The 18,668-nt window shown below is 71.7% G+C and carries 19 protein-coding genes and 1 pseudogene; 14 read left to right on the forward strand and 6 right to left on the reverse strand.

The genetic code is table 11. The annotated features are described in order from the left end of the window. The coding region (locus tag ABVB68_RS35695; protein WP_353605381.1) for a TetR family transcriptional regulator at positions 1-226 on the forward strand (226 nt) is incomplete at its 5' end. A 313-nt stretch (positions 227-539) separates the two neighbouring features. Here the strand turns inward: ABVB68_RS35695 and ABVB68_RS35700 are convergent. Continuing rightward, positions 540-1,283 carry an AraC family transcriptional regulator gene (locus ABVB68_RS35700; protein WP_353605382.1) on the reverse strand — a complete coding sequence of 248 codons (744 nt, stop codon included), beginning with the start codon at positions 1,281-1,283 and terminating at the stop codon, positions 540-542. A gap of 55 nt (positions 1,284-1,338) precedes the next feature. On the opposite strand from ABVB68_RS35700, the gene ABVB68_RS35705 reads away from it, so the two are divergent. Together ABVB68_RS35705 and ABVB68_RS35710 are read left to right on the forward strand one after the other, a co-directional pair. Beyond that, positions 1,339-2,526 (forward strand): MFS transporter, encoded by a 1,188-nt coding sequence (locus ABVB68_RS35705; RefSeq protein ID WP_353605383.1) that lies wholly within the window; start codon positions 1,339-1,341, stop codon positions 2,524-2,526. A 50-nt stretch (positions 2,527-2,576) separates the two neighbouring features. Continuing rightward, positions 2,577-3,494: pseudogene (locus ABVB68_RS35710) on the forward strand (IS5 family transposase). A gap of 191 nt (positions 3,495-3,685) precedes the next feature. Here the strand turns inward: ABVB68_RS35710 and ABVB68_RS35715 are convergent. The 4 genes from ABVB68_RS35715 to ABVB68_RS35730 all read right to left on the reverse strand — a co-directional run bounded on the left by ABVB68_RS35715 (position 3,686) and on the right by ABVB68_RS35730 (position 7,183). Further along, positions 3,686-4,009, reverse strand: coding sequence for a DMT family transporter (locus ABVB68_RS35715; protein WP_353605384.1), 324 nt, complete (start codon positions 4,007-4,009; stop codon positions 3,686-3,688). Between the two features lie 84 nt (positions 4,010-4,093). Further along, a complete protein-coding gene (gene rsgA, locus ABVB68_RS35720) occupies positions 4,094-5,104 on the reverse strand; it encodes a ribosome small subunit-dependent GTPase A (protein WP_353605385.1) in 1,011 nt (336 codons plus the stop codon). 11 nt (positions 5,105-5,115) lie between these two features. Beyond that, complete coding sequence (aroA, locus tag ABVB68_RS35725; RefSeq protein WP_353605386.1) at positions 5,116-6,432, reverse strand: 3-phosphoshikimate 1-carboxyvinyltransferase; 1,317 nt, start codon at positions 6,430-6,432, stop codon at positions 5,116-5,118. Positions 6,433-6,460: 28 nt separating this feature from the next. Further along, on the reverse strand, positions 6,461-7,183 hold the full coding sequence (locus ABVB68_RS35730; protein ID WP_353605387.1) for a M50 family metallopeptidase: 723 nt from the start codon (positions 7,181-7,183) through the stop codon (positions 6,461-6,463). Between the two features lie 102 nt (positions 7,184-7,285). Here ABVB68_RS35730 and ABVB68_RS35735 point away from each other — a divergent pair, with 102 nt between their 5' ends. The 10 genes from ABVB68_RS35735 (at position 7,286) to ABVB68_RS35780 (ending at position 17,230) form a co-directional block, all read left to right on the forward strand. Continuing rightward, the gene (locus ABVB68_RS35735) at positions 7,286-8,101 is read left to right on the forward strand and encodes an SOS response-associated peptidase (protein WP_353605388.1); all 816 of its coding nucleotides are present in this window, start codon (positions 7,286-7,288) and stop codon (positions 8,099-8,101) included. Position 8,102: 1 nt separating this feature from the next. Continuing rightward, entirely contained in the window at positions 8,103-8,732 is a 630-nt protein-coding gene (locus ABVB68_RS35740; protein ID WP_353605389.1) for an alpha/beta hydrolase family protein, read from the forward strand. Between the two features lie 256 nt (positions 8,733-8,988). After that, positions 8,989-9,684, forward strand: a complete 696-nt coding sequence (locus tag ABVB68_RS35745; RefSeq protein ID WP_353605390.1) for a sigma-70 family RNA polymerase sigma factor — start codon at positions 8,989-8,991, stop codon at positions 9,682-9,684. Next, positions 9,681-9,983 (forward strand): mycothiol system anti-sigma-R factor, encoded by a 303-nt coding sequence (gene rsrA, locus ABVB68_RS35750; protein ID WP_353605391.1) that lies wholly within the window; start codon positions 9,681-9,683, stop codon positions 9,981-9,983. Before ABVB68_RS35745 ends, rsrA begins: the two co-directional genes overlap by 4 nt. 104 nt (positions 9,984-10,087) lie before the next feature. Continuing rightward, positions 10,088-11,392, forward strand: a complete 1,305-nt coding sequence (locus tag ABVB68_RS35755; protein WP_353605392.1) for an HD-GYP domain-containing protein — start codon at positions 10,088-10,090, stop codon at positions 11,390-11,392. Next, a complete protein-coding gene (locus ABVB68_RS35760) occupies positions 11,389-12,681 on the forward strand; it encodes an HD-GYP domain-containing protein (RefSeq protein WP_353605393.1) in 1,293 nt (430 codons plus the stop codon). The genes ABVB68_RS35755 and ABVB68_RS35760 overlap by 4 nt, the downstream gene beginning before the upstream one ends. Positions 12,682-12,781: 100 nt before the next feature. Further along, entirely contained in the window at positions 12,782-13,762 is a 981-nt protein-coding gene (locus ABVB68_RS35765) for a hypothetical protein (protein WP_353605394.1), read from the forward strand. A 73-nt stretch (positions 13,763-13,835) separates the two neighbouring features. Beyond that, positions 13,836-14,486: a peptide deformylase gene (def, locus tag ABVB68_RS35770; protein ID WP_353605395.1), complete on the forward strand. Its 651-nt coding sequence runs from the start codon at positions 13,836-13,838 to the stop codon at positions 14,484-14,486. 291 nt (positions 14,487-14,777) lie between these two features. Continuing rightward, on the forward strand, positions 14,778-15,860 hold the full coding sequence (gene cyc1, locus ABVB68_RS35775) for an epi-isozizaene synthase (RefSeq protein ID WP_353605396.1): 1,083 nt from the start codon (positions 14,778-14,780) through the stop codon (positions 15,858-15,860). Then, on the forward strand, positions 15,860-17,230 hold the full coding sequence (locus ABVB68_RS35780; RefSeq protein WP_353605397.1) for a bifunctional albaflavenone monooxygenase/terpene synthase: 1,371 nt from the start codon (positions 15,860-15,862) through the stop codon (positions 17,228-17,230). The genes cyc1 and ABVB68_RS35780 overlap by 1 nt, the downstream gene beginning before the upstream one ends. A gap of 22 nt (positions 17,231-17,252) precedes the next feature. Here the strand turns inward: ABVB68_RS35780 and ABVB68_RS35785 are convergent, their stop codons facing one another. After that, positions 17,253-18,215, reverse strand: a complete 963-nt coding sequence (locus ABVB68_RS35785) for a GlxA family transcriptional regulator (protein WP_353605398.1) — start codon at positions 18,213-18,215, stop codon at positions 17,253-17,255. A 92-nt stretch (positions 18,216-18,307) separates the two neighbouring features. On the opposite strand from ABVB68_RS35785, the gene ABVB68_RS35790 reads away from it, so the two are divergent. Then, positions 18,308-18,559: a hypothetical protein gene (locus ABVB68_RS35790; RefSeq protein ID WP_353605399.1), complete on the forward strand. Its 252-nt coding sequence runs from the start codon at positions 18,308-18,310 to the stop codon at positions 18,557-18,559. Positions 18,560-18,668: the final 109 nt, after the last annotated feature.

The raw sequence follows: 18,668 nt of genomic DNA on the forward strand, positions 1-18,668 counted from the left end.
CGGACCGCTGCCGGCGCCCCGCGACCTCGTGCGGGCCGTGCGGGACCGTGCGGTGACCGCGCTGAGGGGGCCCGGCCGCGGCCCCGGCGCCGCCCCCGCCGGCGACGAGCTGACCCGCTCGTGCGAACTGGTCGTACGGCTCGCCCTGTCCTTCGTGGCGGCGCCACCGGAGGAGGACGGCATGGCGGAGCTGGTGCGTGCGGTACTGCCGCGGCAGCCGGTGTAGCCGACCACCCGCTTCCGGTCCGGTGCTCTCCGGCTCTGCGGCGCCCCAGGCGGCCCCGGCCCGAAGTCCCCCCGCCTCACCGCGCCGGCAGCCGGGGCCGCGGGCGGCACGGCGGTCCCCAGCAGCCCTGCTCACCCAACCGTCCCGGCAGAACCCGTATCACCCAGCCGTCTGCAACCCCCGGCCGTCCAGCAGCTGCAACCCCCGGCGATCCAGCCGTCCCCGCAACCCCCGGCCGTCCAGCCGTCCCGCGACCGCTAGGGCGTGTCTGACAAAGGATCTTGATGGCTAGTGTGCTGGCCGGCTCGTGCGGTCAGGTGGTGGGGCGGCTGCCGGGGGTGTGGCCGAAGGTACGGCGGAAGACGTCAATGAAGGTGCTGGCGGATGACCAGCCGCAGTGGTGGGCGACCACGGTGACGGGGGTGTCGTCGGCGAGGAGGATCAGCGCGCGGTGGAGCCTGATCTGGGTGCGCCACTGGGGGTAGGTGAGGCCGACGTCGTTGCGGAGGCGGCGGGAGAGGGTGCGGGCACTGGCGCCGATCTGGCGTCCGAGGTCGTCGAGCGAACGGTTGTCGGCCGGGTCTGCGCGCAGGATGTCGTGCAGTTCACGGAGCAGAGGGTCGGTGGGGGCCGGCAGGTGCAGGGGTCGTTCGGGGGAGATGGTGAGCTGGTCGAGCATGACCGCGCGCAGGCGTAGGTGGGGTGGGCTGTCGTTGTCAGGGTCGCGGGTATAGGCGACGACGAGTTCGCGTAGGAGGGGACTGACGGCGAGGACAGCAGGTTTGTCGAGGCCGAGGGGGTTCTCGGTGGCGGGCAGGCCGACGAGGTGGAGGTCGAGCTCGCCGTGGGCCTGGTGCTGGTGGACGGTGCCTGCGGGGATCCAGAGCGCGCGGGTGGCGGGGGCGATCCAGGAGCCTGCGTCGGTGGTCACCGCGATCGTGCCTTTGCTTGCGTAGGCGATCTGGTGGTCGTCGTGGCGGTGCGCGTCAATCTCGCCGCCGGACGCCAGGCGCTGGGTCCGGGTCGGCGCGACAGGAGAGTGGCGGATTTTCTGCATCACTTGTCAATCTATCGAAAGCGCGACACTCGGTGGTTCTCTCAGCATGGGATGGGTGCGAAGGAATACACCGATCCTGCTGCTGGCCGTGGGACACGCCTGTGTTGACATCTACCAGGGCGCCGTAGCGGCGCTGATCCCGTTCTTCGTGGCCGAACGGGACTACACCTACGCGGTAGCCTCCGGCATCGTGCTGGCCGCGTCCCTGCTGTCGTCGGTGGCCCAGCCGGTCTTCGGCGCGCTCACCGACCGGTGGGCGCTGCCGTGGCTGCTGCCGGTCAGCACCCTGCTGGGCGGTGTGGGCATCGCGCTCAGCGGTCTGAGCGGCTCCTACAGGCTCACCCTTCTCTTCGTCGCCGTCTCCGGCATCGGCGTGGCCGCCTACCACCCCGAGTCCGCCCGCGTGGCCCGGCTGGCCAGCAAGGGCAGCCACAAGGCGATGAGCTGGTTCTCCCTCGGCGGCAACATCGGCTTCGCGCTCGCCCCGTTGATGGTGTCGGCCGCGATCGGACACGGCTCCCTGCACTGGACACCCGTCCTCGTCCTCCCCGCGCTCGCCGGCGCCGCCCTGTGCGTGCCCGTCCTGCGGATGCTCGCCCGGCCTCAGACCGGCTCGGCCAAGACACAGGGGTCCCGAAGCGGGGACGATGTGGTCTCGTTCGTGAAGCTGTCCCTGGCGGTCGTCTTCCGCTCCATCGTCTTCACCGGCCTGAGCACCTTCATCTCCCTCTACGCCCAGCAACGCATACAAGACAGCACCACCGCGGGGACCGTCGCCCTGTTTCTGCTGTTCCTTGGTGGCGCCGTCGGCTCGGTCTTGGGCGGATCCCTGGCCAGCCGCTACGACCGCGTCCGCGTCTCCCGCTGGTCCTACCTGCTCTCCAGCGCCGCCGTCACCGGAGCGATCTACGCACCCGGCCCGGCCATATTCCTCTTCGTGGCCCTCACCTCCGCCGGCCTGTGCGTCCCCTTCTCCCTCCAGGTCACCCTCGGCCAGGACTACCTGCCCTCTCGCATCGGCACCGCCAGCGGCATCACCCTCGGCCTCACCGTCAGCATCGGCGGCCTCATCAGCCCCCTGCTGGGACACCTCGCCGACACCACCAACCTCAAGACGGCCCTCACCCCCCTGATCGCCATGCCCGCCCTGAGCGGGCTCCTCTTCCGCACCCTGCCTGAACCCACCGCCCCCGGCACCCCGACCGCCCCACCCACGCCCGCATCCGCACGGCAAGACGCGTAGACCCGCACGAACCAGTGAGCACGCGTGTGCCCCGCCGGACGTGCCCGAAGATGGAACCTGCCGTCCGCCGGGGCGAGCTGACGGAAACGGCGTGGGAGCGCATAGTGCCCCTGCTGCCGAAAACCTGACGGGCGGGGACGCCCATGGCGGGACCACCGGCAGGTGATCAACGGCGTGCTGTGGCGCCTGCGGACCGGCGCGCCCTGGCGGGACGTGCCCGAGTGCTACGGCCCGTGGCAGACCGTCTACGAGCGCTTCGCCCGCTGGGAGACGGACGGCACCTGGGCCAAGCTGCTCGGACATGTCCAGATACGCGAAGACACAGCCGGCACGGTGCAGTGGACGATTTCGGTTGACTCCACCATCGCCCGCGCGCACCGGCACGCCTCCGGGGCCCGTGAAGAGACCCCAGCGGGGGACCAGAGAACCCGGCACGCGCCGTGGGCAACGACCAGGCGCTCGGCCGGTCCCGCGGTGGGCTGACCACGAAGGTCCACCTCGCCTGCGACGGCCGGGGCCTCCCCCTGGCCGTCGTCGTCACACCCGGCAACGTCAACGACTCCACCGTCTTCGCCACCGTCACGGAGATCTTGAGGGTGCCCCGAGCAGGTGCCGGACGACCACGATGCCGACCCGACGCGGTCATCGCGGATAAGGCGTACTCATCCCGCGCCGTCCGCCAGGCCCTGCGCGGGCGGGGTATCCGGGCAGTGATCCCAGAACGCATAGACCAGAAGGCCAACCGCGTACGGCGCGGGAAGGCCGGCGGCAGGCCACCGGCCTTCGACCGCGAGCTCTACGAGGACCGCAACGTAGTCGAGCGCTGCTTCGCTCGCCTCAAACAGTTCCGCGCGATCGCCACCCGCTTCGACAAACTGGCCAACCGCTACAGAGCCGGACTCCAGTTCGCCTCGCTCATCCTCTGGCTCCGCGAACCTGCCCGAGATCCTTTGCCAGACAGGGCCTAGTTGTATCGACCCGCGGGGTTGTTTACGCGGCTTATGGGTGGCTTGCCTCCGAGTGCGGTGTGGCAGCGGTGGTGGAGGTGTCGAGTCTTCACCGCACGGAGGTCTTCGTCCCACCGTAGTGCCCGGCTACACCGGAGGTCTTCGCCATGATCAAGTCCGGCCGGTGTCAACAACGCTTGTGGTCAATACCCCTAGTGCGTGGACCCCGACAGCTGAAGGCCGATGACACCGACGATGACCAGGCTGATGGAGACGATCTTCAGGGTGGAGACCAGGTCGCCGAGGAAGACCATGCCGTAGATGGCGGTGCCGGCCGCGCCGATCCCCGTCCACACGGCGTAGGCGGGGCCGACGTCGAGCTTGCGCAGCGAGAGGGTCAGCAGGCCGAAGCTGCCGAGCGCGAACGAGGCGAACGCGATCGTCGGCCACAGACGGGTGAACCCGTGCGAGAGCTTCAGGCACACGGCGAAACCGGTCTCCAGAATTCCGGCCACTATGACCAGCAGCCACGCCATGCGCTGTCCTCCCGTTGGTCCGGATCTCCGGCTCGGTGCGATTATGCACTTGCCGCACTCCGGCCCCCGCAAACAACGCGGTGCTCAGTCGCCTTCCCTGCGCTCCCGCGTGGACAGCAGCCGGCGCAGGGAGTACAGCCGCGCCGGGTCCGCGTGACCCTCCTCGACCCACGCGTCCAGCGCGCAGTCCGGCTCGTCGTGACTGCACGCGCGCGGACAGCCCTCCGTGCCCGGCTCCAGGTCGGGGAAGGCGTGGATCACGCGCGACGGGTCGATGTGCGCGAGCCCGAAGGAACGCACGCCCGGGGTGTCGACGACCCACCCCTGCGCACCGGTCAGCGGCAGGGCGAGAGCCGAGGTGGTGGTGTGGCGGCCCCGGCCGGTCACCGCGTTCACATGACCCGTCGTACGGCGGCGCTCCTCGGGGACCAGGGCGTTGACCAGGGTCGTCTTGCCCACGCCCGAGTGGCCCACGAAGGCGGTGATCCTGCCGTCCAGGTAGGAGCGCACCCGGTCCGCCGCATCCCCGTTCTCCAGCTCCTGCCGGCTGGTGACGACGTACGGGATGTCGAGGTCGCCGTACAGCTCCAGCAGTTTGTCCGGTGAGGCAAGGTCCGACTTGGTCAGTACCAGCAGCGGTTCCAGCCCGGCGTCGTAGGCCGCGACCAGACAGCGGTCGATCAGGCGGGGGCGCGGCTCGGGGTCGGCCAGGGCCGTGACGACCGCCAGCTGGTCGGCGTTGGCGACGACCACCCGCTCGAAGGGGTCGTCGTCGTCGGCCGTGCGCCGCAGGACGGAGGCGCGCTCCTCGATGCGCACGATCCGCGCGAGGGTGTCCTTCAGGCCGGACAGATCACCCACCAGGGCCACCCGGTCGCCGACGACGGCCGCCTTGCGGCCCAGCTCGCGCGCCTTCATGGCCATCACGATCCGGTCCTCGACCAGGCAGGTCAGCCGTCCCCGGTCGACGGTGAGGACCATGCCCTCGGCGGCGTCCTCGTGCTTGGGCCGGATGTGCGTCCGCGGCCGGTTGCCCTTGCGGTTGGGACGGCTGCGGATGTCGTCCTCGTCGGTGTGCTTGCCGTAGCGGCGCATGGCGTGTGTCCCTACTGCCCGAGCATCCCGGTCCACAGCTCCGGGAAGTCCGGGAGGGTCTTCGCCGTCGTCGCCACGTTCTCGATGCGCACGCCCTCGACCGCCAGGCCGATGATCGCGCCGGCCGTCGCCATGCGGTGGTCCTCGTAGGTGTGGAAGGTCCCGCCGTGCAGCGGGCGCGGGCGGATGTGCAGGCCGTCGGCCGTCTCGGTCACGTCACCGCCGAGTTCGTTGATCTCCTTGGTGAGCGCGGCCAGCCGGTCGGTCTCGTGCAGCCGCAGATGCGCCACGCCCCGCAGGGTCGAGGGGGAGTCGGCGAGCGCGGCGACCACCGCGATGCCGGGGGTCAGCTCGCCGACGTCGCCGAGGTCGACGTCGATGCCGTGGATGGCGCCCGAGCCGGTGAACACGAGGCCGTACTCGGTCAGTTCGCAGGAGCCACCCATCTCGGTGAAGATCTCCCGCAGCCGGTCACCCGGCTGGGTGGTGCGGGCCGGCCAGTCCGGGATCAGCACCTTGCCGCCGGTCACCAGGGCCGCCGCCAGGAAGGGCTGCGCGTTGGACAGGTCCGGCTCGATCGTCAGGTCCCGGCCGAGCAGCGCGCCCGGCGTCACCCGCCACACGTTCGGCTCGCCGCCCGACTCCGGGGTGTCCACCTGGGCGCCGACCGCGCGCAGCATGTCCACCGTCATTCGGATGTGCGGCAGGGACGGCAGGGTCGCGCCGGTGTGCCGGACCTCGACGCCCTGGTTGAAGCGGGGACCCGACAGCAGCAGCGCCGAGACGAACTGGGAGGACGAGGAGGCGTCGACCGACACCGGGCCGCCGTCCAGGGCGCCGCCGCCGTGCACGGTCAGCGGCAGCGCGCCCCGGCCGTCGTCGTCGATCCGGGCGCCGAGCACGCGCAGCGCGTCGATCACGCCGTTCAGCGGACGCTCGTAGGACCGCGGGTCCCCGTCGAAGCGGATCGGGCCGTCGGCCAGCGCGGCCACCGGGGGCAGGAAGCGCATGACGGTGCCCGCGTTGCCGACGTCGACCGTGGCCGGGCCGTGCAGGCCCGTGGGCAGCACGCGCCAGGCCTCGCCGGTGCCGTCGGGGCCGACCCCCTCCTCGATCTCCACGCCCATGGCCCGCAGCGCACCGGCCATCAGGAGCGTGTCGCGGGAGCGCAGCGGGCGGCGCAGCCAGCCGGGCTCGGAGGCCAGGGCGGCGAGGACCAGGGCGCGGTTGGTCACCGACTTGGACCCCGGCACGTGGACCGTCGCGTCGACGGCTCCGCTCGCGTGCGGGGCGGGCCAGAGGGCGGTAGGGGCGGTGTTCGGGGCCATGGGCCCACTTTATAAGGAGGGCCGGGTCTCAACCTTCCAGCAGCCAGCGTCCGGCGCCGATCAGCGAGCACAGCGACACCGCGTGGAACAGGAACAGCCACAGGCCCGCCGGCACATGGGTCAGCCGGGACAACTGGTCCGCGTCCGACTCCCCGGCTCCGCCACGCGACCGCTTGGCCTGCAGCTCGAACGGCGGCCGTACGCCGCCGAACAGCAGGAACCACACCACCGCGTACGCGAAGGCCGCCTGCACCTGCGCTCCGGCCAGCCAGGACACCAGCAGGAAGGCACCGCCGGCGAGGACGACCGTCAGTACGCCGTAGGCGTTGCGGATCATCACGAGCATCGCCACCAGCAGGGCGGTCGCCGCCCACAGCAGCAGTGTGATGCGCCCGGCGGCCAGCAGGGCGGCCCCGCCGAGGCCGAGCAGCGACGGCGCCGTGTACCCGGCGGCGGCCGTGAGGATCATGCCCAGGCCGTGCGGCTTGCCCCGGCTCAGCGTGAGCCCGCTGGTGTCCGAGTGCAGGCGGATGCCGGTGAGCCGGCGGCCGGTGAACAGGGCCACCAGACCGTGGCCCCCCTCGTGCGCGATGGTGATCGCGTTGCGGGATATCCGCCACACCGGGTGCGGGACGACCACGGCGAGCGCGGCGGTCAGCGTGACCAGCACCACCCACAGGTCGGGGTCGGGCTGGGTGCCGGTGACCCGGTCCCAGAGGCCGGGCAGCGCGAGGGCGGCGAGGCTGTCCATGTGTCCGAGTGGCTCCCTGTACTGGAGAGGGTGGGGTCGGCGCGGAGCGCCGTCGTCGGGGGTGGTGGCCCCGTGACGGGTGGGCCTGGCAGTGTGGCACGTATGTGCGGACGGTATGCATCCAGTCGTAGGCCCGAGGATCTCGCGGGCGTCTTCGAGATCGAGAAGTGGGAGCCCGAGGAGACTCTGGAGCCGGACTACAACGTGGCGCCGACCAAGGAGGTCTACGCCGTTCTCGACCGCCCACTGAAAGACGCGGACTCCCCGCGTCCGGTTCGCCAGCTGCGGAAGCTGAAGTGGGGCCTGGTGCCCTCCTGGGCCAAGACGCCCGAGGGCGCCGCCCGGATGATCAACGCCCGCGCCGAGACCGTCCACGAGAAGCCCTCCTACCGCCGGGCCTTCGCCGCCCGCCGCTGCATCCTGCCCGCCGACGGCTACTTCGAGTGGGTCACCGGCAAGGAGGAGCGCGAGCTGGAGACCGAGGGCAAGAAGAAGCGCCCGCGCAAGCAGCCGTACTTCGTGCTGCCCGCCGACGGCTCGGTGTTCGCGATGGCCGGGCTGTACGAGTTCTGGCGCGACGGCACGCTGCCCGAGGACCACCCCGGGGCCTGGTGGGTGACCTGCTCGGTGATCACCACGGAGGCGGAGACGAGCCCCCTGGCCGTCGCTCCCGCCGAGGGGCCGCACTCCCTCGCCGAGATCCACCCCCGGATGCCGCTGATGCTGACCCCGGACCGCTGGGACGCCTGGCTGGACCCGGCCCGCACCGACCCGGAGGCCCTGCGCGAGCTGCTGGCCCCGCCACCGGCCGGCCTGATGCGCGCCTACCCCGTCTCCACGGCCGTCAGCAACGTCCGCAACAACGGACCGGAGCTGCTGGAGGAGCTGGCGGCACCGGAGGAGGGCACACTCTTCTGACGTGACTACACAGACGGTCGGCACGGCGGCCGGGGACGCCCGGATCACCTGGCACAGGGCACGGAAGGCCCGGCTGGTGCTGGCCGTGAGCCATGGGGCGGGCGGCGGCATCGAGGCCCGCGACCTGCAGGCGCTCGCGCGGACCCTGCCCGGGCACGGGGTGACCGTGGCCCTCGTCGAGCAGCCGTGGCGGGTCGCCGGCAAGAGGCTCGCGCCCGCGCCGGGGACCCTGGACACCGGCTGGCGCGGCCTGTGGCCCGCACTCACGGAACCCGGCCTCCCGGTGGTCTCCGGCGGGCGCAGCGCCGGCGCCCGGGTCGCCTGCCGCACGGCGGGCGAGCTGGGCGCGCACGCCGTGCTCGCGCTGAGCTTCCCGCTGCACCCGCCGGGCAGGCCGGAGCGGTCCCGCGCCGGGGAGCTGCTCGGCGCCGGGGTGCCCGCCCTGGTCGTGCAGGGCGGGAACGATCCCTTCGGCAAGCCGGAGGAGTTCCCCGAGGGCGACTTCGAACTCGTCGAGGTGCCCGGCGGTGATCACGGCTTCGCCGTACCCAAGCGCGCGCACCTCACGCAGGAGCAGGCCCTGGAGGTCATCTGCGACCGGGTCGCCGCGTGGACCGGAACGCTCCGGTGATCGTCGGGAATGCTCCGCGACGGGCCGCTGTTGTGACCGACGGAAGTGCTGAGGCCTCGGCACCGATGTCGTAGGAGAGGAAGTCCGCCGCATGGGTTCGACCATCTGTCCGAGCCGCCGCAGCGCCAGTGACCTGGACTGGACGGTGCTGCATGCGGCCAGGACCGCTCCTATTCGAGGGGCGGCAGGCACCGGTCGTGTTCTATCCTCCGAAACGAGTGGGACCGGTCTCGGTCCTGCCCGTGATCTTGAGGAGGTGGTTCCGGTCACTGGGACCGACGCAGGGACCGACAACGGCCAGGCGGAGCTGCCCGAGGGCCGGGGCGTGAGCGCGGAGACTTCCTCCGAGTCCACCACGGAGCGCAGCGCGCGCTTCGAACGGGACGCGCTCGAATTCCTCGACCAGATGTACTCGGCCGCGCTGCGCATGACGCGCAATCCCGCCGACGCCGAGGACCTGGTGCAGGAGACGTACGCGAAGGCGTACGCGTCCTTCCACCAGTTCCGTGAGGGCACCAACCTGAAGGCCTGGCTGTACCGGATCCTCACCAACACGTTCATCAACTCGTACCGCAAGAAGCAGCGCGAACCCCAGCGCTCCGCCGCGGAGGAGATCGAGGACTGGCAGCTCGCCCGCGCCGAGTCGCACATGTCGACGGGTCTGCGCTCCGCCGAGTCGCAGGCGCTCGACCACCTGCCCGACTCGGACGTGAAGTCGGCGCTCCAGGCGATCCCCGAGGAGTTCCGCATCGCCGTCTATCTCGCGGACGTCGAGGGCTTTGCGTACAAGGAGATCGCGGACATCATGGGGACACCCATCGGTACGGTGATGTCCCGGCTGCACCGGGGCCGCCGTCAGCTGCGCGGCATGCTGGAGGGCTACGCCCGGGAGCGCGGGCTGGTCCCGGCCGGCGCCGGAGACTCGGACGAAGCGAAAGGCTCGGGCTCATGAGCTGCGGAGAGCCGCACGAGACGGACTGCAGTGAGGTCCTCGACCACCTGTACGAGTTCCTCGACAGCGAGATGCCGGACGTCGACCGCGACAAGTTCCAGCACCACTTCGAGGAATGCTCGCCGTGCCTGGAGAAGTACGGTCTGGAGCAGGCCGTGAAGAAGCTGGTCAAGCGGTGCTGCGGGCATGACGACGTGCCCGCCGACCTGCGGGCGAAGGTCATGGGCCGGATCGACCTGATCCGCTCCGGGCAGGCCGTCCCCGAGCACGACGTGACCGCCACCGCTCCGGAGAGCTGAACGCCCGGTCCTCACCCGAACGTGCTAATCCTCAGGTCGTAGGCCCCGCTTCCCGACCGCCCGTCCTAGGCTCCGAGCCTGGGCAGGGTCCGGGGAGGGACGCGATGGAGGGGCTACCGGCGAGGGCACGCGGCTACGTGGCCTGTGTCGCCCTGCTGACCGTGCCGTGCCTGCTGCCGCTGCCGCGGACCCACGCCCCCTGGTGGGCGATCGCCCTGCTCGCCGCGCTGTACGCGGCCTGTGAGCACGTCGTACGGCGCCGCTTCGGCGGCACGTTCTACCCGGTGCTGCTCGCCGGGGCGTTCCTGCTGCCCCCGCCGGCCGCGGCCCTCGTCCCGTTGCCCGCCGCACTGCTGTCCCCCGTGGAGCACCGGCCCAAGGCCGCGCGCCGTGTCTGGCGGGCCGCGCAGCCCTCGCTCGCCGTCTGGGGCGCCGGGCAGGTGCACTGGGCGCTCGGCGGCCGGGACGCCGTCGCCGGCTGCGACTTCCCCTACGCGCTGCTGCCCGCCGGCGCGGCCGTGCTCGCCTTCTGCCTGATCGTCACCGCCCTGGACGGCGGCATCCTCGCCGTCGCCGAGCGCGTGCCGCTGCGCCGGGCCTGGCGCGGACTGCTGTCCCGCTCGCTCGCGCCGGTGGCGGTGCACGGGCTGGCCGGGCTGATGATGGCCGTGCTGTGGCGCAGTCCGTACGGCCCCGTGGCCGCGCTGCTCGTGCTGCTGCCGATGTGCGTCTCCTGCTGGGTGTTCGCCCAGTACCACCGCGAACGCGCGGCCCACCAGGCCACCATCCGCGCGCTCGTCCAGGCCGTCGACATCAAGGACGGCTACACCCGCGGCCACAGCGAACGCGTCGGCCACGCCTCGGTGCTGATCGCCCGCGAACTCGGCATGGACGACGAACGCGTCGAGGTGCTGCGGTTCGCCGGCATCCTGCACGACGTCGGCAAGCTGGGCGTCCCCACCCGGCTGCTGCGCAAGGACGGGCCGCTCACCCCCGAGGAGCGGCGGATCATCGAACTGCACCCCGAGTACGGGCACGAGATGGTCCGCGGCATCTCCTTCCTCGGCGAGGCCCGCGCGGCGATCCTGCACCACCACGAACGCCTCGACGGCAGCGGCTACCCGTACGGCCTGGCCGGCACCCAGATCCCCGAGTGCGCCCGGGTGGTCGCCGTCGCGGACGCCTTCGACGCGATGACCTCCACCCGCTCCTACCGCAGGGCCCGCCCGGTCGAGGCCGCCGTCGCCGAGCTGGAGCGCTGTGCCGGGGCCCAGTTCGACCCCCGCATGGTCGCCGCCCTCGCCCGCGCCCTGCGCGACTACGGCTGGCACCCCAGGGTCACCGCGGACGAGCCGTCGTACGCCGGGACGCCCGAGCAGCGGATCCCCAGCCCCGGCAGGCCGCGATGACGACGACCCTGCGGCTGATCCACGGCGCCGCGGCCCTCGTCGCGGCCGGCGGCCTGGCCGTCGTCCTGTGGACCGGCCTGGAGGACCGGGGCGTGGCGCTCGCCTTCGGGGTGCTGATCGCGGTCGGCGAGCTGACCCGATGGAGCGGTGCCCCGGACCGGCAGGCCGCACCCCTCGGAGCCGCCGGATCACTGTCGTACGCGCTGCTGGGCGCCGACGCCGGGCGGCCCTCCCCGCACGGCGCCGCCGAGGTCGTCACCGTCGTCCTCGTCGCGGCCCTGCTCGGCAGCGTCCCGCACGTGTGGTCCGGCCGCCCCACCCTCGACCATCTGGCCCGCCGCGTCCTCACCGTCGGCTTCGCCGCCGTCTGCTTCCAACCGCTCTACGACCGGGGCGCGTTCGACGGCTGGGACGGCTCCGCCTACGCCCTGCTCCTCGTGGCGCTGCTCGGTCTCACCGCCCTGTGCGACGCCGTGCTCGCCGCCGCCCTCGCGCACTGCCGCACCCGCTGGCCGTTCGGCCCGCTGCTGCGTGAGGAACTGCACGGGCTGCTGGGCATCGGCTCCGCCGTGTGCGCGACCGGCGCCGTGATGGCGCTCGCGGTCGCGGTCGCCGGCCTGTGGGCGCTGCCGGTCTTCTGCCTGCCCCTGCTGCTCACCCAGCTCTCCCTGCGCCGCTACGCGGCCGTGCGCGCCACCTACCGGCAGACCATCGCCTCGCTCGCCCGCGCCACCGAGGTGGCCGGCTGCACCCCCGCCGGCCACGCCCACCGCGTCGCCGCGCTCGGCCTCGCGGTCGGCCGGGATCTCGGCCTGACCGGGCCCGAGCTGACCGTGCTGGAGTACGCGGCCCTCATGCACGACATCGGGCAGCTGAGCCTGGTCGACCCGGTGCCCGGCGGCGCCACCGCCGGCCTGCCGCGGGCGGAGCAGCGGCGCATCGCCCTGCTCGGCGGGGCCGTCGTCCGGCAGACCGGCGTGGCCGCGGCCGTCGCCGTCGTCGTGGAGCGGCAGGCCGACCCCTCTGCCGAGCAGCCGCCCGCCGCGCGGATCGTGCGGGCCGTGAACGCCTACGAGGAGATGACCCGGGACGCGGGGCCCGAGGGACCGCTGCGGGCGCTGGAGAGGCTGCGCCTCGGCACCGCGGGGGACTACGCTCCCGAGGTCGTGGAGTCGCTCGCCCGGGTACTCGCCCAGCCCGGAGGGTGGCGGGAGGGCGGCCCGGCGGGGGACGGTGGGAGACGAACGGCACTGTCTGACCCCGCTGCGGGCTGGGTAACCCATGGGTAATGAGCACCTTTCCCACGGCACGTGGTTGGATGCGAGGGAGAGGGTGTCCGGGGGCACAAGCCAGCCCACTGTGCGGAACTGGAACTGGCAGGCGGGAATCGTGAGGATCTTCGGAAAGGGACGGCACCGGCCCTCCGCCTCCTGGCGGCAGGCCACCGACCGGGCGTTCACGCTCATCGGTGACGGCCGGTACGAGGACGCGGGCGAGCTGCTGACGCGGGCCGCCGATCTGGAACCCTGGCTTGCGGAGTCCTGGTTCAACCTCGCTCTGCTGCACAAGTTCCGGCACGACTGGGAGCAGGCCCGCGCCGCCGGACTGCGCGCCGTGGCCCTCCTGGACCGCGAGTCCGGCGCCCCGGACTGGTGGAACGTCGGCATCGCCGCCACCGCCCTGCAGGACTGGCCGCTGGCCCGCCGCGCCTGGCAGGCGTACGGGCTGAAGGTCCCCGGCGGCACCGGTGTCTCCGCTGAACCCGCCGGCATGGAGCTGGGCAGCGCGGCCGTACGCCTCTCCCCGGAGGGCGAGGCCGAGGTCGTGTGGGGCCGGCGGCTGGACCCGGCGCGCATGGAGGTGCTGTCCATCCCGCTTCCCTCGTCCGGACGGCGCTGGGGTGAGGTCGTCCTGCACGACGGCGTCCCGCACGGCGAGCGCACGACGTCCACCGGGCACTCCTACCCGGTCTTCGACGAGATCGAGCTGTGGGCGCCGTCCCCCGTCCCCACCTGGGTGGTCCTGCTGGAGGCGGCCACGGAGGCGGACCGGGACGCGCTGGAGCAGCTGGCCTCGGACGCGGGGTTCGCCGCGGAGGACTGGTCGTCCTCGGTGCGGCTGCTGTGCCGGATGTGCTCGGAGTCCCGGATGCCGTCCGACGAGGGCGAGGGCGTGCACCTGGACCCGCACGACCACAGCGAGCCCGGCCACCCCGGACCGCTCGGCCACCGCACGGACGGCCAGCTGTGGGTGCCCGAGCGGGAGTGCGGCGTCGCGGCGCCGGCCGCGCTGGTCAGGGGACTGCTCGACGGATGGGTCGCGGACAGCCCGGACTCCAGGGACTGGCGCGATCTGGAAGAGGTTTGCTGAGCCGCCGGTGACCGGCCACCTTTAGGCTGTACTCGCAGAATTTTCCAGGCTTGCAGGAAGGCGTACGTCGGTCATGGCGCAGCAGGACACCGATCAGCAGCACGCGGGCGTGCTCCCCGTCGACGACGAGGGCTATGTCGTCGACACGGAGGACTGCGAGGAGCGCGAGACGGCCTGGCGGGAGCGCGGGACCTCCCGCCCGATCACGGTCGTCGGCAACCCGGTGCTGCACCGGGAGTGCGGGGACGTCACCGAGTTCGGCGAGGAGCTGCAGCAGCTGGTCGCCGACATGTTCGCCAGCCAGCGCACCGCCGAGGGCGTGGGCCTGGCCGCCAACCAGATCGGGGTGGACCGGAAGGTCTTCGTCTACGACTGCCCCGACGACGAGGGCGTCCGGCACGTCGGCGTGGTGTGCAACCCGAAGCTGGTCGAGCTGCCCGCCGACCGGCGCCGGCTGGACGACAGCAACGAGGGCTGCCTGTCCGTGCCGACGGCGTACGCGCCGCTCGCCCGTCCCGACTACGCCGAGCTGACCGGCCAGGACGAGAAGGGCAACCCGATCAAGGTCCGGGGCACCGGCTACTTCGCACGCTGTTTGCAGCACGAGACCGACCACCTGTACGGCTACCTCTACATCGACCGCCTGTCCAAGCGGGACCGCAAGGACGCGCTGCGGCAGATGGCCGAGAACGAGCCACGCTACCCCGTGGTCGCCAACGACTAGCGGACACCGTGCCGTTGGGGCGCCCGACCGGAGTCACTCCCGGTCGGGCGCCCTTCGTACGACCCCGGTTCGCTCGTCCGTGCGTCGTACAACCGGTCGGATCCACGCCCCTAGTGATCCTCAACCAGTCAGGCAAGGGGGGATTCTCAGCATCCAGGGGTAGTGAATGGAGCAAATCCGTTCCCACGGCGGTCAGTTGTGGTGCTGAATGGGAAGTGCGGGGATACGCAACGGCGCACGCCCGGCACAACGAGGGGTGTGCGCTCCTGGCGGCTGAGAGGGGTTTGTTCCGTGCAAGCTTTCCCACACGGCACCACAGCGACGCCGACGGCGGTCGCAGTCCCACCCTCACTGGCACTGCCGGTGATCGAGTCCCACTTTTCCCGGCAACTGCACCCCTATTGGCCGCGGCTCCAGGAGAAGACGCGGCTCTGGTTGCTGGAAAAGCGGCTCATGCCGGCGGACAAGGTCCGAGAATATGCCGATGGCCTGTGCTACACGGACCTCATGGCGGGCTACTACACGGACGCCCCGGACGAGGTCCTGCAGGCCATAGCCGACTACAGCGCCTGGTTCTTCGTCTGGGACGACCGGCACGACCGCTGCGTCGTCCACGGCCGGGCCGGCGACTGGCGGCGGCTGAAGTACCGCCTGCACGCGGCCCTCGACGCGCCCAGGCACCATCTGCACCACCCCGACCCGCTGGTGGCGGGCTTCGCCGACAGTGTGCTGCGGCTGTACGGCTTCCTGCCGCACACCTGGAACCAGCGGTTCGCCCGGCACTTCCACGCGGTGATCGAGGCCTACGACCGCGAGTTCCGCAACCGCACCGAGGGATATGTGCCCGGTGTCGAGGAGTACCTCGCCCTGCGCCGGCACACCTTCGCGCACTGGATATGGACGGACCTGCTCGAGGCAAGTGCCGGGTGTGAACTCCCGGACCGGGTGCGAAAACACCCGGCCTACCGCCGGGCCGCACTGCTCAGCCAGGAATTCGCCGCCTGGTACAACGACCTGTGCTCACTGCCGAAGGAGATAGCGGGCGACGAGGTCCACAATCTCGGAATCAGTCTCGTCACCCATGAGGGAATGACTCTGGAAGAGGCGGTGGACGAAGTCAGGCGGCGCGTCGAGAAAAGCATAGGCGACTTTCTCGAAGTCGAGCAGGAGGTCCTGCGATTCGCTGAAGAAATCGACGACGGCACGGTCCGCGGCAAGGAATTGAGCGCCGCGGTCCGCGCCTGCACCGGCAATATGCGCAACTGGTTCAGCTCCGTCTACTGGTTCCACCACGAGTCGGGCCGGTACATGGTGGACAGCTGGGACGACCGTTCCACGCCCCCGTACGTCACCAACGAAGCGGCAGGTGAGTAATGACTCTCGAGTCCGTGAAACCCGTGACCCCCGAAGCCACCGAACTGCGCGAACCGCCCCTGGCCGGGGGTGCCGTACCAGGCCTCGGACACGGTCTGAAACTGGTCCGCGACCCGCTCGCGTTCATGTCCGGGCTGGGCCGGGACGGCGACGTCGTACGCCTCAGGCTCGGCCCCAAGACGGTGTACGCCGTCACCACGCCGGCGCTCACCGGCGCACTCGCCCTGAGCCCCGACTTCAAGATCGACGGACCGCTGTGGGAGTCCCTGGAAGGGCTGCTCGGCAAGGAGGGCGTGGCCACCGCCAACGGCCCCCGGCACCGGCGTCAGCGGCGCACCATACAGCCCGCGTTCCGGCTGGACGCGATACCGGGCTACGGGCCGGTCATGGAGGAGGAGGCGCACGCGCTGACCGAGCGCTGGCGGCCCGGCGAGACCGTCGACTGCACCTCGGAGTCCTTCCGGGTGGCCGTCCGCATCGCCGCCCGCTGCCTGCTGCGCGGCGACTTCATGGACGAGCGCGCGGAACGGCTGAGCATCGATCTCGCCACCGTCTTCCGCGGGATGTACCGCAGGATGGTGGTTCCGCTCGGACCGCTGTACCGGCTGCCGTTTCCGGCCAACCGCGAATTCAACCGGGCGCTGGCCGATCTGCATCTGCTGGTCGACGAGATCGTCGCCGAGCGGAGGGCATCTGGTCAAAAGCCGGACGATTTGCTGACGGCATTGCTGGAGGCGAAGGACGACAATGGCGACCCCATCGGGGAACAGGAGATCCACGACCAGGTGGTCGCGATACTCACCCCCGGCAGCGAAACCGTCGCATCCACGATCATGTGGCTGCTGCAGGTCCTCGCGGAACATCCGGAACACGCGGAGAAGGTGCGGGACGAGGTCGAATCCGTGACGGGTGGCCGGCCGATCGGATTCGAGCACGTTCGCGTGCTCAAGCACACCAACAATGTCGTCGTCGAGGCCATGCGGCTCAGGCCCGCCGTATGGATATTGACGCGGCGCGCGGTCACCGACACCACGCTCGGCGGCTATCGCATTCCGGCCGGGGCGGACATCGTGTACAGCCCGTACGCCATCCAGCGCGACGCCCGCTCCTACGACCGCCACCTCGACTTCGACCCCGACCGCTGGCTGCCCGAGCGGGCGGGGGAGGTGCCGAAGTACGCCATGAGCCCCTTCAGCGTGGGCAACCGGAAGTGCCCGAGTGACCACTTCTCCATGACCCAGCTGAGCCTGATCACCGCGGCGATCTCGGCGAAGTACCGCTTCGAGCAGGTCGGCGGGTCGGACGACGCCACCCGGGTGGGCATCACCCTCCGGCCGCAGAACCTGCTGCTGCGGCCGATGCCCTGGTAGGACACCTGCTACCGGCGCGCGCTCAGGCGGCCTGCGGGCCGCGGAACGCGCGCCGGTAGGCGTTCGGGGTCGTCCCGAGCGCCCGGACGAACTGGTGCCGCAGCGCGGCCGCCGTACCGAACCCGGTGCGCCAGGCGACGGCGTCCATCGTCTCGTCCGTGCGCTCCAGCAACTCCTGTGCCAGCAGCACCCGTTGACGAAGGATCCACCGGTAGGGGGTGGTCCCCGTCTCCTGCTGGAAGCGCCGGGCGAACGTGCGCGGCGACATGTGGGCGCGGGCGGCGAGCTGCTCGACGGTCACCTCCTGGTCGAGATGGGCCTCCATCCACGCCAGGACCTCTCCGACGGTGTCGCACGAGGTCTTCGGCAGCGGCCGCTCGATGTACTGGGCCTGACCGCCGTCCCGGTGCGGGGGCACCACCATCCGGCGGGCGATCTTGTTGGCGACCTCCGGGCCCTGTTCCTTGCGCACCAGGTGCAGACACGCGTCGATCCCCGCGGCGGTGCCGGCGGAGGTGATCACCGGGTCCTCGTCCACGTACAGGACGTCCGGCTCGACGCTCAGCCGGGGGTAGCGCCGGGCGAGCTGCCCGGCGTGGTGCCAGTGCACCGCGCACCGCCGCCCGTCCAGCAGGCCCGCGGCCGCGAGCACGAAGACCCCGGAGCAGACGCTGAGCACCCGGGCGCCCCGGTCGACCGCCCGCCGCAGCGCCGCCAGCAGCTCCGGCGGATACTCCCGCTCCGCGTACGCCTCACCGGCCGGCACGGCGATCAGGTCGGCGTCCTCCAGCCGGTCGATCCCGTGCGGCGTCGAGACGGTGAACCCGCAGTGGGTCGCGAGATCGGGTCCCTCGGCCGAGACCACGGCGAAGTCGTACACCGGCAGTCCCTCGTCGCTGCGGTCGATGCCGAACACCTCGCACACGACACCCAGTTCGAAGGGGTGTACCCCCTCCAGCAGTACGGCGGCCACATTCGTCAGCATGCTGCCAGTGTGCCCGGCCCATGGCAGGAAATCGAGGGCCTACGGCAGTCCTGCCACTCCCGGTAAGGAGTCTCCGGCGCGACAGTGGTGTCATGAACGGAAACCAGATCGAAGGCCTCATCGGAATGCTCGTCACCCTCGGGATCCTGGTCGTCATGATCCTCCCCTCCGTTTTCGGCGTGGTGCGCGACCGGCGCATCGACCGCCAGCTCAGGGCGGCGGAGCGGGGCGAGGCGCCCGCGGTCCCCGTGTCCGCGCAGCCCACGGCTCCCACGGCCGCGCGGCCGACGGCCCCGCGGACGGGCGACGCCCGCGGGCGCCGCGGCCTGGCCCGGCACGCCTGACCGGAAAACGGACGGCGCCCCCCACCCCCCACCCTAGAGACGGTGCGGCGGGGGGGCGGCGCGCGGGGGGGGGGGCTCAGGAGTCCACGAGCAACGCCACGGTGGCCGA

Source organism: Streptomyces sp. NPDC096012, from assembly GCF_040426375.1.
GTDB lineage: Bacteria > Actinomycetota > Actinomycetes > Streptomycetales > Streptomycetaceae > Streptomyces.